Origin of the sequence: Wolbachia endosymbiont strain TRS of Brugia malayi (genome assembly GCF_000008385.1) — a bacterium.
GTDB lineage: Bacteria > Pseudomonadota > Alphaproteobacteria > Rickettsiales > Anaplasmataceae > Wolbachia.
Genome location: NC_006833.1, coordinates 408,322 through 422,364 on the forward strand (window position 1 = coordinate 408,322; position 14,043 = coordinate 422,364).

A 14,043-nucleotide genomic window follows, 5' to 3' on the forward strand; every position below is an offset into this window, starting at 1 on the left:
ACTGAAACTTTAAGCAAATGCGTTGCAGCTTTGTTTCAGTAGTAATTTAAACACATTCAGGACATTTCTTTATTTTGTAGGACATGTATAGTTTCTGATCATGATTTTTGTATAATCATGCAAATTTAGATTTTCTGAGCGCTGTATTTTTTTAAGACAACAAGCAAGGGTGTATAACCATGTAGATCTTAGCTTGTAATATTGCTCCACTCCTTTCCTTATGAACATATTAATAGCATCTTTATTTCCTCCAATAGCAACTGTGTTAAAGCTAAAGCAATATCTTCTTCTGTACTTGCCTTTATATACTTCTTAAATATATTATTTTCTTCATGAAGCGCAGCAAAAAATAGTGTTAACAGCTAAATAATTTCCTACATCACCATGATCTGGAATGCGAACTATGAAATCCTAAAAATTACGACAAATACGCACCTATTTCTTCAAATTTCTTAGCGTAAGAACATACTCCATAATATTTTTTATTAACTCAAAGCTACCCCTTCTAGGTCACTATCACTTATTAGCATAATTACCTTTTCTTTAATTGAAATACGTGGCAATTATGTAGCGCTGGGTTCACTATGTCAAATATATAGTGCTACATATTATTAATATTAGACTTCTTACATAACCTAAACTAAAGGGTAGCTGCAGTATTTATGCCCCTTTTAGGTTTTTTTATTCTGAATGCTATCTACTTTTTTGCAACTAGTCCTTAGCCATAAATATTTAAGGAATTCACTAAATAGCACCGAACAGAAGAAATCTGTCAAATCAGGAAGAAATTCCTTAATTTAAGTTTTTAGTAATTTTTTAGTATAGTTGATAGTAAAAGTGCATTAGATGCATATCATAGAAGATAAAAAAACAACTAGGAACCCCAAAGGCAATTGCTGCTACTGTAAGAAAGTTACTAGGCAGAAAAAAAAGGCAAAAGATATTCCGTGTAGATAGTGTTTACTCTCTAATCCTGCAAATTGGCATATTATACTATCTTAAACGCTTTATAAGCGAGTTTCAGCCTATATAGGTAAAAAATCTAGAAATGTTGTGAAGACATAAGGTACATATAGTGCAAAAAATTAAACATAAGGCGCCAACTACATAATACTTTGTCATTTAATCTGCATAGATTGAAGATAGCTGAACATCTTTAGGGCTATGGGGGACTGGCAAGGCTTGTTAAGTAATTTCTTCGTTTCTATATGTCAACGTGCTGTCAAAAGTTCAGAAGTTTACTATGAAAAAAAGTCCTCTCAGCTTTAATGAATTAGCTACCTTTCTATAAAAGACCTATCGACTGTTGCAATTATAGGCATAAATAAGAACGATAAGAGAGTACGGGATTGAGTAACTATATACACCTCAGCTGGCATACCAGGATACAGGTACACATTTTTAAACTGGACAAGCTCTGACTTTGGTATCACTACACGTACTGAATAATAACGTCCTAATCTTGGATCGTCGAGAGCATCAGGAGAAATATGGCTTACTATACCATTAATTAAGCTTAAACGACGTGAACTGTAAGCACTTAACCGAACTTTAACCTTCAGCCCTTTTAAACCGTCAATAGAGACTATATTACTATCTTTTTTTTGTGCAGAAATTATCTCCTCTATATTTCTAGTCTGGATTTTGGCGTCTATTATTAAGTCATCATTTGATGGCACTATACTCATAATCGGAACACCAGACTGTATTACACCACCTTCTGTATGGTACCTTATATCTGTGACTATTCCATCTTGAGGCGATCTAATTACTGTACGCGCTAATGCATCTTCTGCAACCATTAGTCTTTCTTTCAAATCAGCAATAGATGTGTCAACTTCTTTAAGTTCAGTATTTGCTCTTTCCTGAGAATCATTTTTTACATTTATAATTTCTAATTCGTTCTCTCCAATTTTTTGCTGCACTTGAGATATTGCAGCACGGTAATAACCGACTTTACCTTCAATTTCGGCAAACTGTTTTTCTAAAGCTAAAATGTGTGGTTTGCCTATGTGACCATTGATAAGAAGCTTTCTTTTTGTTTCCAGTTCCTCAGCTATTAAATTATATTGTTTGAATACTGCACCCAACTGAGAATTTAGTCCCACTAACTCATTATGCAACTGCTTTATACGTTGTTGTAGTATGTCAGTTTTCCCTAATATACTCTTGCGCTGAGAGTTTAACAATTTTATCTGATTTTTCATCACTTTATTTGCAAGTTCATCATTGGATAATTTTTTAACTTCATCAGGAAATTCAACTGTGTCAAAATCTCCCCTAATCGCAATAAGTCTTGCTTCAGTTACCAAAAGTGATAAGAGTTTTTCTTTGATTATGCTTAAATTTGCCCTCTCATTAACATCACTTAACAAAACTAAAGGCTCACCTTTTTTAACTACCTGGCCCTCTTTGACCAAAATTTTGCTTATTATTCCCCCACCTAAGTGTTGAATTACCTTCCTATTTGAAGATACAATCACCTCTCCACTTGCATGTACTGCCCCATCAATTGGAGCTACAGCCGACCAAATACCGCCTATTCCAAAAAAGATGAGTATCACTGCTAAACCAAAAAATAGAGGCCCCCATGTTACCCTCAGGACCTCATTTACATTATTACCCTCACGCTTTAAAATAAAATTTACCATTGCATCAATTAATGCAAACGTTTTATCTAAAAATTTTGGATACTTCTTTTTTTTATTTTTTGTTCCTTGCATGCTTACGTTATCACTATGGCCAAGTAGACCTGTAAAAAAAACAGCACTAAAATTTTTTTAACTTACTTATCATATACTACTGCAAACTTGCGTTAACGCAAGATAACACATAAAAACAAAGGATCCATGACTTAAGTACTTAATTTAGGCCGTGTAATATCAGAATAAACCATTTAGTAACAATCCCTGTGTTGTATTTTGATCAACTTAAGCTTTTGCGGATATCCAAGCTGCTCAATTTATGCAGAGATCTATTGCCAATCAGTCAATATTCTGTTAGTAGTCAGGAAAATAAAATTACCATGTTTAGATTAGAAGGCAGAAAATTCCTAGTTACCGGTGCATCAGGTGGAATAGGGCAGGCAATTGTAAAAACTATGCATAAAGCTGGAGCAATTCTATGCGTTTCTGGTACAAAAAAAGAAACCCTAGAAGGAGTTGCTAAACTATATGAAAAAAATATTTATATACTTCCTTGTAATTTATTAAATACTGAGGAAGTAAACCAGCTAATAAATAGAGCAAGTAAGTTGATGGGAGGCTTAGATGGGCTTGTATGTAATGCAGGCGTTACACAGGATAGTTTATTACTGAGAATGACAGATGAAGCATGGCAAAAAGTGGTTGATATTAACTTAAGTTCTACATTTAAACTCAACAGAGAAGCATATAAGAAACTAACTAAAAATAATTGGGGAAGAATTATAAATATTTCCTCAATAATAGGGCTGACAGGAAATGCTGGGCAAGCAAATTATGCAGCGTCTAAGGCTGGCATCATAGCTATGAGCAAATCTATAGCAAAAGAAGTTGCAAGCCGCAATATAACAGTAAATTGCATTGCTCCTGGGTTTATGGACACTAAGATGACTAAAATTTTAACTGAAGAACAAAAGAAAAAAATATTAGATAATATTCCAATGAAAAGAATGGGAACAGGAGAAGAAATAGCAGCAGGAGTTCTGTTTTTAGCAAGTGATGAGGCAAAATACATCACAGGACATGTGCTTAATATTAATGGTGGTTTATTTATGTAGTAACACCTTATGTATAGACAAGCCATAAATTTTACTTTAAAATAAATATATGTAAACTAAAATTGTCTTTATTAAGCTAGTTTATTATTTGAAGGGAAAAAAATGAACTCTATAACAAAAAAATTTTTTAGTGTTTTATGTGTAGTATTGCTTTTCTCTTTCTCAGGCTATGCAGTTACCACTGGCTCTGGTGTAGATGATACAACTGCCCAAGTAATATGTAACATTATTGGGTATGTTTGGGGGATAGGTGGTCCACTCATGACAGTAGTAATAATTGGTGCGTCTTTGCTTGCAATATTTGGCAGAATGCCTTGGCCAGCTCTCTTTGCTTTAGGTATGTTTTGCGGTGTATTTTTTGGTGCTAAGGCAATCATAATGAACATCATGCCTAATGTAAGTGATAATGTAAAAGTCATGTTGGAAAAGTGCGGAACAAAGTAACCTCTAAAAGTAAAGGCGGCTTTTACTATTCATTGAACCGTTTCATATCTTCAATTTGCAACAAGTAGGGGCTATCTTTTGGTAAATTTCTAACAGCTAACTCAGCATACTTTACAAATTGCTTTAAATTACCTTCAATACAAGCCTTCTTTGTTAAAGCAAAATAATGCATTGCTATATTAGCATCGCACTTATATGCAATGCCTAAATGTTTCCAGACAAAAGCATTGTTCGGTTCTACGCTTACAATTTGCTCTAGATGAAAAATTGCTTTCTTTATATCACCATACAATAATAAAGCATGGGATAATGCAAGTTTTACTAAGTAACTGTTTTTCTCAGATAAATACTTGAGTGATTCTTCATACATTTTTACTGCTTCATTTAAATTTCCAGTCTTGTACAGCATTTCTGCTTTTAATTCATATAAGTACGGATCATTGCTTGACTCTTGAATCAGCGAATTAACTTTAGCAATAGCCTTTTTTATCTTTCCTTGCCTGTAGTAAATTACAGCACTCACATACTCAGAATTATCTTCATACTTATTAGATAACACATGGATAGGAGAAAAGAACGAGTCTAGCTTTGCAACCATACGTTTAAACCTTAATAATTTGTCTACAAGAATTGGTTTTACTTCGTTCTTAACCTTATAATTCTGTACAGCAAATATGCGCTTACTACTAAGTGGATGAGTGCGGAAATACCCTTCAGCATTTTCATGTTCAATACCTCTAAAGTAGTCAAAAACCTCTTTCATACCTAAATTATCATAGCCAGATTCATCAAGGTACTTCAAAGCATAGCTATCTGCTACACTCTCTTGCTCTTGAGAATAGTTAAAAAACAGCCTTGAACTTAGCGTCATACCACTAAGCAAAATTGCGCTAGCAATCTGAGGATTAATGATAATAGTAGAAATCAGCCCTACCATATAACTAACTATTGCTATCGATTGAAAGTAACCCACAGCACTACTCATTTGTGATATATGACCAGCAGATATATGAGCAATCTCGTGTGCCAATATGCTAAGCAGAGCGTAAGGTTCGGTCGAATATTGCAAAAGCCCCAAGTGAATAAAAATACTATTATTATTAATTACGAAAGCATTGATCGAATTATCATTAATTATAAAAACTCTTATCCAGTTATCATCAATACCTGCAGCAGAAAATAAGGGGTGTGCTAGCTCTTTCACCACTGCCTCCACTTCACTATCTCTAATAACACTAATAGAGTAAGCGCTATTGCAATATACAAAAAAGAATAATAGGATAAAAAACTTAGCAACTTTAAACATGAGAATTCTGTACTTGTATAGTTAGCAGGAATCTTATATTTTAACACTTAAATTATACAAATTTATAAACGCTAGCTTAGTTTTTTAATGTAGCGTATAAGTTTATCGATGGTAGTTAACTTAATATTATGTTGTTCAGCAAATTTAAGCAATTCAGGCAAGCGCATCATAGAACCGTCATCATTTACTAATTCACACCCTACAGCTGCATGATTATAGCCAATTAACTTTGCTATTTCAACACTTGCCTCAGTATGACCATTACGTGCTAAAACCCCACCATCGTTTGCAATAATAGGAAAAACATGACCAGGAGTAATAATATCATCTTGAGTACTCTTCCCGTCAATAGCAGTAAGTATCGTATGCGTTCTATCATGAGCAGAAACACCAGTTGCAATACCATAACGTGCATCGATCGATGTAGTGAATGCAGTATGAGGAGTAAGCTTTTCATCTATATTACTTCTTCTCATAAACTCAAGACCAAGCCTACCCATATGAAGCCTTGTCATAGCTAGAAATACAATACCAGTACCATACCTAACCATAAAAGCCACATGCTCTGGCTTTAGTTTTTCAGCTAAGACGATCAGATCACCTTCATTTTCTCTATTCTCATCATCAACTAAAATAAACAACTTACCAAAACGAGCATCTTCTAACACATCTTCCACAGAAGAAATGCCGGGTAGACTTATTGATGCATACGTGGCCTGTACCATAATTTACTTAAATTCAATCTTAACTATTTTATACAATTTCTCTCCGCTTGGCACTGTCACTTCCACGTATTCACCAACTTTTTTGCCGATTAAAGCACTACCCAAAGGTGAACTAGTAGATATCAACTGTTTTGAAACATCAGCCTCGTACTCACCTACAATTTTATAAATATATTCTACTTCACTATCATCGTCATTTAACATGCTCAATGTTACGGTTGCACCAAACATTACTGAATCACCGGACAAGTTTTTCACTTCTATTATTTCTGCATGTGAAAGCTTGTTTTCTAATTCCATTATACGACCTTCAATAAAACCTAACCTTTCCCGTGCAGCATGATACTCCGCATTTTCGGATAAATCACCTTGATCACGAGCATCAGAAATAGCTTGTATAATGGAAGGTTTTTCTTCCTTTAATTTCTCAAGTTCAGCTTGTATATGTTCAAAACCTTCTCTTGTTATAGGAAACTTTTTAATAATGGATGAAGACATAACACTACCTAAACGCCATTAAATTGAGCAACAAAATTACTCACAATATTGAAAATATCATCTTTTATATCATCACTCATACTGTCTGACAACTTTTTTAAAACTTCAGGGTACGTAGTATGAAAATAATTAATAAGGTCATATTTGAATTTATTGATGTCACTTATTTGTATTCTACTTAACTGATCATACAGGTTAGAAAAAATGTACATCAGAACTACTTGCTCTTCCACTGGCATAGGTAAATGCTGTTTCTGCTTTAATAGCTCAACAAGATATTTACCCTTATTTAAAGACAATTGAACACTAGCATCAAGATCAGAACCAAACTTTGCAAAATCTTCTAATTCTCTATATTGAGCTAAACTTAACTTTATAGAACCAGCAACTTTTTTGACGGATTTCAATTGCGCAGCAGAACCAACCCGTGAAACTGATAAACCTATATTTACCGCAGGGCGAAATCCTTTATGAAACAATTCAGACTCAAGAAAGATTTGTCCATCGGTGATCGAAATCACGTTAGTTGGAACATATGCAGATACATCACCAGCTTGAGTCTCAATAATTGGCAAAGCAGTTAGAGATCCTCGTCCTTTCTCATCAGACATTTTAGCAGCCCTTTCAAGCAAACGGGAATGCACATAGAATATATCTCCAGGATAAGCTTCACGACCAGGAGGACGTCTCAGCAGTAAAGACATTTGCCTATATGCTACAGCATGCTTAGATAAATCATCATATACCACCAAGCAATGCATCCCATTATCACGGAAAAATTCTCCAATAGTGCAACCAGCATAAGGCGCCAAAAACTGCATAGGTGCACAGTCAGATGCACTAGCCACAACTACAGTGGTATATTCTAATGCTCCACTTTCTTTTAGCTTATTTACTACTTTTGCCACAGTTGAAATTTTTTGTCCAATAGCAACATAAACGCAGTAAACTTTCTGATTTTCGTCTACTTCATCATTAATCTTCTTTTGATTAACAATAGTATCAAGCGCAATAGTAGTTTTACCGATTTGTCTATCGCCGATAACTAATTCACGCTGCCCTCTACCTATTGGAATCAGCAAATCTATAATTTTAATTCCTGTTTGCAGGGGCTCATGTACAGATTTACGGTCAATGATACCCGGTGCTTTAGATTCCATATCCATTCTGTTCTTAGATCTAATCTCCCCACTGTTATCTATAGAATGGCCCAATGCATTTACAACTCTTCCCAATAACTCATGCCCTACAGGCACTTGCATAACATCACCACTGCATTTTACAGTATCCCCTTCTTTCACGTCACGGTCATTACCAAGTACCACTATTCCAGCTGTATCATGATCCAAATCAAGCACTATTCCTTCTACACCACTTGTAAAAAATACCTTTTCACCGAATTTTGCTTTTTCAAGCCCATAAACCAATGCAATACCATCAGTCACTGAAATCACTTCACCTATATTTTCCTTTTTTATAGGGTTATCAAATGCCTCAACCTTCTCTCTTATTATATTTACTATCTCAGAAGTATTTATACTATTTTTCATATAAAATTCCTTGTTTTTAATATTTCCACTTTACTTAAATCAACTAACCTATCTAAGTAACTTTTCAACGAAGCATCAATTAAATTAAAACCATACTTGACTATAAAACCACCTAGTATAGAAGGGTCAACCGCATTGTCCACTCTTACTATTTTACCAAGAAAGCTCAAAGATTCAGTAATTATTTTTATATTGGATTCGCTTAAAGTTTCCGCTGACTTTATAGTAATTTCTAATTCATTCTCACTTTCTCTTACAAGAGTTAAGAACTTTTCTAATACAGAGATTAATAAATTAGAGCGCTTATTTGCAAATATAACTGCAATAAATTTCACTAAACTCTCACTCAAGTGTTCATTTACAGAAAATATTACTTCTTTTTTGCGTGCAAAAGAAATCATAGGATGGGATAGATATATAAAGACATCATGTTGACTTTTAAAAAAAGCTAACAAAAATTCCACTTCTTTTCTCACAACACTTAGCTTATTCTCTGAGACAAGAAACAGCGCTCTAGCGTAAGATGAAACTAAATTATTGTATTGGGTCCTTTTCATACTAAATTATCTATATAAACCTTTCACTCTTAAGCCAAGCATTTTTTATATAGGCAGGCCCTCTTTGTTAAGGAAAGGAAGCATAAATCATATCTGATTGGATAATCTAAAAAACTAAGCTTCTCACTTAGGAAATATTTAGAGGAGTTTACAATAGATTGATACTGAAGATAAGATATTAATATATCTTCTCCAAGCAGGCTTGCTTTAACTTCTATAAAAATCAGCTCTTTTTTTTTAGATACAATTAAGTCAATTTCACTAAACTTACAACAATAACAGTATTTTATAACATAATACCATTTCAACTTCAAATATAATAAAATTAATAACTCATCAAAATAACCTACAAAACAGTGCAATCTACTCACCATAAGAAACTATGATAATAATTAACTTTTCGTCGCTACTTCATTTTTCTCTTTATTTTTATCACAAACCTTACCTTTTGCTGTAACATCCCTATTAACTAGTTCTATTACTGCCATTGAAGCACAATCACCCTTTCGAGTACTAAATTTCATTACTCTAGAATAACCACCTTTACAACCTTGATAACGGCTAGCTAAAACATTTAGCAACTTATCAACTACCAATTTATTATTATGAAGGCGCGAAAGTAGTAGCCTTCTACCATGTAAAGTATTCTTATTCTTAGCAATCGTAATAAACTTTTCCACATACGGACGAAGCTCCTTAGCCTTCGGTAAAGTAGTTATAATCTGCTCATGATTAATTAATGAAATAGATAAATTCTTTAACATCGATAATCTATGTTCAGTACAACGAGATAGCTTACGTTTTTTTATTTTATGTTTCATATATCACCTAATCTTCATCAGTATGTTGCCTAGCCAATTCATCTATGTCCTTAGGTGGCCAATCTGGTATATCCATACCCAAAGATAAGCCAAAATTATTTAAAACCGCCTTAATTTCATTTAAAGACTTTCTCCCAAAATTAGCAGTTCTTAACATTTCACTTTCTGTCTTTTGTACAAGATCACCTATATAAGTAATATTTTCATTCTTTAAGCAATTATGAGACCTGACAGATAACTCCATTTCATCTACTTTACGCAATAAGATAGGGTCATAACCCAAATCTTTATAACCACTAGGCGAAGAAACCTGTGATTTTTTATAACTTATATCAGAGCTAATAAAAGGCTGAAGTTGCTCCTGCAATATCCTTGCAGCAGAGTCAACAGCTTGACTCGGAGAAATTGTACCATCAGTTTCAACTGACAATATCAATTTATCCTTATCAGTAACTTGACCAACACGACTATTTTCTACTCTATACGAAACTCTGTTTATAGGACTATATAAAGCATTAACCGGAATAAAACTAATTAGATCCTGCTCATTCATAGGCTTCAAAAATTCATTTTCCTTATATTTAGTTACGGGAAGGTAACCTTTTCCGCTAGCCACATATATAGTCATGTTGAGCTCTACATCCTGTCCCAGTGTACATATCAGCAGATCTTTATTAACAATAGAGCACTGATCATCAGTTTCTATCATCCCAGCTAATACCTGACAAGGCCCTTTAGCACTCAAGCTTAGGCATTTATTAGAAGTGCCATTTAATTTACACCTCAACATACCCATATTCAATACTATATCAGTCACATCTTCTCTTACTCCTTGAATTGAAGTAAATTCATGAGTTATACCATCAATTTTTATCCCATAAACAGCACTACCTATAAGAGAAGACAACATTACACGCCTTAATGCATTACCTAATGTTAAAGCAAAACCACTTTCCAATGGTTCTAGCACTATATCACCCTTTTCACTTGAGTCACTTGATACTACTTTCATTGAATTAGGCTTAGTTAATTTATCTAAACTGTCAAAAACAGGAATACCGTCGTCATAATACATAAAATAACCTTTTCAAATATCTTATACCCTTCTTTTTTTTCTTAACCTACATCCATTATGAGAAATCGCAGTCTTATCCGCAATTGAGGTAACTGTTAACCCGCAGCTCTGAAGTGCTTTAACTGCAGCCTCGGTACCAAAACCAGGGCCACGAATTATTACAGAAACAACCTTCATACCAAATTTCTCTATCGCAGTTTTTGCAGCAACCTCTGAGGCTTTACCCGCAGCATAAGGTGTAGACTTTCTTGAGCCTGAAAAACCATGTGCACCTACGGAAGTTTGGTACAGAGTGTTACCTTGAACATCAGTCACATTTATGAAAGTATTATTAAAAGTTGCACGAATGTGAATAACCCCAGTAACAAACTTCTTTGCGCTTTTACCAACCGTTCTGACCTTTTTCATTAAAACTCACAATAATAAATTTCATTCTTTTCCAGCAATAGGCAAACGAGATTTACCTTTACGAGTTTTAGCATTGGTATGAGTCCTTTGCCCCCTTACAGGTAAACCTTTTCTGTGTCTCACTCCCCTATAGCACCCCATCTCTACTAAAGACTTTATATTCATAGCCACTTCTTTTCTGAGATCACCCTCTATGGAATAATTTTGCCTAATGAAGCTGTTAATTTTTTCTATATCTTTATCTCGCAATTCCGAAACACGTTTACTCTTGTCAATCCCGCAAGCATGGCAAATTATATTTGCAGTAGAAATACCTATACCATATATATAAGTTAATCCAAAAGGAATACATTTCTTTACTGGAACATTTACACCTGCAATACGCGTCACGATACTCCGATATTTTATTAATAATAATTCTTAATTTATATCATAAAACAACTCAGAGTCAAACTAAACTGCAAGAAATTTTACTTTCAATCTCTTGTTTTACCTGATCAACATTAAGATTAGCGTCAATCATTAATAATTTATCTCTGTAATACTCACGTAGACTCTTTACTTGGACGTGATATTCGCCTATTCTTCTATCAATTGCAGATAAGTCAGAATCATCAATTCTCTTTTCTAGTCTTGCACTTTTACATCTCGTACAAACAAGATTATTATCATCTTTGAAAGAAGATGTACTGTATACACTTTTACAGTCCAGGCACACGAGACGATTTTTTAATCTGTCAATTGCTACCTTATCGTTAAGCTGCAATTCAATTACGATATCCACATCTCTATTATATCTCTCCCGCAAAATCTGAGTTAAGAAATGAGCTTGATTTAGATTTCTTGGAAAACCGTCGAACAAAAAATTATCATCCATCAATGCAAGCTGGTCATATAATAATTCACATATAACTCCATCTTGAATTAAATTACCAGATTCTACAGTATCTTTTATTTTTTTGCCTAATTCACTACCACTAGATATAATATTCCTCAATAAATCCCCTACTGAAATTAACTTTAAGTTATACCTTTCTATTAACAAGCTTGACTGAGTACCTTTACCGGAACCAGGAGGACCAAAAATTGTAATAATCATCTTAATTTCTTTGTTTTAGACTCATATTTTTTTATCCAGCTATCATATCTATTCGAAAAGATATAGGATTGTATTTGCATAATAGTATCAGTAGTAACATTAACTATAATCAACAAGCTCGTCCCACCAAAAATAAATGGCATATCATAATAATATCTCATAACTTCAGGCACAGTACATATGACCACCAGATATGCGGAACCAATAAAAGTTAATTTAAAAACTATATCTTGAAGGTAATCAGAAGTGTGTTTTCCTGGTCTTCTACCAGGTATAAAACCACCATTTTTTTTAAGAAAATCTGCATTTTCTTCTGGATTAAATATAAAATTAGTATAGAAAAAGTTAAAAAACACTATAAGCGCTAAGTAAGCTGCAATATAAACTACTTTGTTTGCCATAAAGTAGTTTAAAATAAAATCAGAAAAAGCATGCCCCTTATAGAAGTTTGCAATTGAAACAGGCGTTAATAAAATCGCATTGGCAAAAATAGTAGGTATTACACCAGATAAATTAATCTTTAACGGGATATAAGTAAAGTCATCACTATGCAATCTTTTAAACTGCTTTTTAGGATACTGAACAGTGACTTTCCTATAAGAAGATTCTACAAAAATAATTAAAAGTAGCAGTAAAAAAAATAACACAAAAACAAAAAGGATAATAAGCAACGACATGCTACCGTTTTTATTTAATGTTAACAGGAAGGAAAAAGCATTGTGCAACTCTGATATTATACCTGTGAAGATGATTAATGAGATACCATTACCTATACCACTAGCGCTGATTTGCTCACCAAGCCATATTAGAAACATTGTTCCACCCAAAAGGCTGAAAATACCCACTGTACGAAACATAACACCAGGCTCGATTACAACTAATGTTCCTTCCCTGTTCATTCTTTCTAACCCAATCAGAATAGTAACTGATTGAAATATACAAAACACTATGGTCATATAACGTATGTAGGAATTCATCCTTCGACGTCCTAATTCTCCGTCATTTTTAACTTCATTAATTCCTTTAACGGCAGAAGATAATAATTGCATAACTATAGATGCAACTATATATGGCATAACATTCAATACTAAAATGGTCATCCTAGCTAATGCCCCACCCGAAAATAGATTAAATACTCCAAAAATACCAGCACCTTCTTTAGGGAATATATCATTAATTATATCAAGATTAATTCCAGGAATAGGTACATAAGTACCTAAACGATAACAAATTAAAGCTATTAGCGTAAAAAGCATACGCCTTAATAAATCACCTTTATATAATAAAGCAGGATCTAAACTATTAAACGCTGACTTGCTGCCCATTACTTATGATAGTATTTCCACACTACCACCAATTGAAGTTACAGATTTCTTTGCAGCTTCTGACGCAAAGTCAACATGAAATACACATCTCTCATTTAGCTTACCTTTATTAAGAAGCTTAATTTTATCTTTGATAGATTTTATAAAACCTAATTTATGCAGTATCTCCTTATCTATAACAGAGTTTTTTTCTATTTTTTTAGCCTCTATTAAGCGCTGCACATCACCAACATTAATTATAGAACATATGTTTCTACGTATGGGATTAAAACCTCTTTTAGGTAAACGTGTATATATAGACTGTTGTCCACCTTCAAATCCATTTATAGAGGTACCGCTTCTAGCCTTCTGCCCTTTATGTCCCCTACCAGATGTTTTACCTTTACCACAACCAATACCTCTACCTATTAATTTAGGCTTTTTTTTCTTCGATAATTCAGTAAATATAGAGTTTAACTTTATAGCATTATTCATA

Annotated in this window: 16 protein-coding genes; 2 read left to right on the top strand and 14 right to left on the bottom strand. The window is 33.6% G+C overall.

Annotation, left to right across the window (positions count from 1 at the left end; translation table 11 throughout):
- Positions 1-1,277 precede the first annotated feature (1,277 nt).
- Complete coding sequence (locus WBM_RS01840) at positions 1,278-2,723, bottom strand: HlyD family type I secretion periplasmic adaptor subunit (RefSeq protein ID WP_011256508.1); 1,446 nt, start codon at positions 2,721-2,723, stop codon at positions 1,278-1,280.
- Positions 2,724-3,025: 302 nt separating this feature from the next.
- On the opposite strand from WBM_RS01840, the gene fabG reads away from it, so the two are divergent.
- Both fabG and WBM_RS01850 read left to right on the top strand, forming a co-directional pair.
- Positions 3,026-3,760: a 3-oxoacyl-[acyl-carrier-protein] reductase gene (fabG, locus tag WBM_RS01845; RefSeq protein WP_011256509.1), complete on the top strand. Its 735-nt coding sequence runs from the start codon at positions 3,026-3,028 to the stop codon at positions 3,758-3,760.
- 102 nt (positions 3,761-3,862) lie between these two features.
- Positions 3,863-4,204, top strand: a complete 342-nt coding sequence (locus WBM_RS01850) for a TrbC/VirB2 family protein (RefSeq protein ID WP_041571444.1) — start codon at positions 3,863-3,865, stop codon at positions 4,202-4,204.
- Positions 4,205-4,229: 25 nt separating this feature from the next.
- Here WBM_RS01850 and WBM_RS01855 read toward each other — a convergent pair whose 3' ends face one another.
- The 13 genes from WBM_RS01855 to rplO all read right to left on the bottom strand — a co-directional run bounded on the left by WBM_RS01855 (position 4,230) and on the right by rplO (position 14,042).
- Positions 4,230-5,510: a M48 family metalloprotease gene (locus WBM_RS01855; protein WP_041571445.1), complete on the bottom strand. Its 1,281-nt coding sequence runs from the start codon at positions 5,508-5,510 to the stop codon at positions 4,230-4,232.
- Between the two features lie 71 nt (positions 5,511-5,581).
- Complete coding sequence (gene ribB / locus WBM_RS01860; protein WP_011256511.1) at positions 5,582-6,235, bottom strand: 3,4-dihydroxy-2-butanone-4-phosphate synthase; 654 nt, start codon at positions 6,233-6,235, stop codon at positions 5,582-5,584.
- Between the two features lie 3 nt (positions 6,236-6,238).
- Positions 6,239-6,733, bottom strand: a complete 495-nt coding sequence (gene greA / locus WBM_RS01865) for a transcription elongation factor GreA (protein WP_011256512.1) — start codon at positions 6,731-6,733, stop codon at positions 6,239-6,241.
- An 8-nt stretch (positions 6,734-6,741) separates the two neighbouring features.
- The gene (gene atpA, locus WBM_RS01870) at positions 6,742-8,283 is read right to left on the bottom strand and encodes a F0F1 ATP synthase subunit alpha (RefSeq protein WP_011256513.1); all 1,542 of its coding nucleotides are present in this window, start codon (positions 8,281-8,283) and stop codon (positions 6,742-6,744) included.
- Positions 8,280-8,840 (bottom strand): ATP synthase F1 subunit delta, encoded by a 561-nt coding sequence (atpH, locus tag WBM_RS01875; protein WP_011256514.1) that lies wholly within the window; start codon positions 8,838-8,840, stop codon positions 8,280-8,282. Before atpH ends, atpA begins: the two co-directional genes overlap by 4 nt.
- 29 nt (positions 8,841-8,869) lie before the next feature.
- Positions 8,870-9,214, bottom strand: coding sequence for a YraN family protein (locus WBM_RS01880; protein ID WP_011256515.1), 345 nt, complete (start codon positions 9,212-9,214; stop codon positions 8,870-8,872).
- 18 nt (positions 9,215-9,232) lie between these two features.
- A complete protein-coding gene (rplQ, locus tag WBM_RS01885) occupies positions 9,233-9,661 on the bottom strand; it encodes a 50S ribosomal protein L17 (RefSeq protein WP_011256516.1) in 429 nt (142 codons plus the stop codon).
- Positions 9,662-9,668: 7 nt separating this feature from the next.
- Positions 9,669-10,736 carry a DNA-directed RNA polymerase subunit alpha gene (locus tag WBM_RS01890; protein ID WP_011256517.1) on the bottom strand — a complete coding sequence of 356 codons (1,068 nt, stop codon included), beginning with the start codon at positions 10,734-10,736 and terminating at the stop codon, positions 9,669-9,671.
- Positions 10,737-10,757: 21 nt separating this feature from the next.
- Positions 10,758-11,144, bottom strand: coding sequence for a 30S ribosomal protein S11 (gene rpsK, locus WBM_RS01895; protein WP_011256518.1), 387 nt, complete (start codon positions 11,142-11,144; stop codon positions 10,758-10,760).
- Positions 11,145-11,165: 21 nt separating this feature from the next.
- A complete protein-coding gene (rpsM, locus tag WBM_RS01900) occupies positions 11,166-11,534 on the bottom strand; it encodes a 30S ribosomal protein S13 (protein WP_011256519.1) in 369 nt (122 codons plus the stop codon).
- 58 nt (positions 11,535-11,592) lie between these two features.
- On the bottom strand, positions 11,593-12,243 hold the full coding sequence (locus tag WBM_RS01905) for an adenylate kinase family protein (RefSeq protein ID WP_011256520.1): 651 nt from the start codon (positions 12,241-12,243) through the stop codon (positions 11,593-11,595).
- The gene (secY, locus tag WBM_RS01910) at positions 12,240-13,568 is read right to left on the bottom strand and encodes a preprotein translocase subunit SecY (RefSeq protein WP_011256521.1); all 1,329 of its coding nucleotides are present in this window, start codon (positions 13,566-13,568) and stop codon (positions 12,240-12,242) included. Before secY ends, WBM_RS01905 begins: the two co-directional genes overlap by 4 nt.
- Before the next feature lie 3 nt (positions 13,569-13,571).
- Entirely contained in the window at positions 13,572-14,042 is a 471-nt protein-coding gene (rplO, locus tag WBM_RS01915) for a 50S ribosomal protein L15 (RefSeq protein ID WP_011256522.1), read from the bottom strand.
- Position 14,043: the final 1 nt, after the last annotated feature.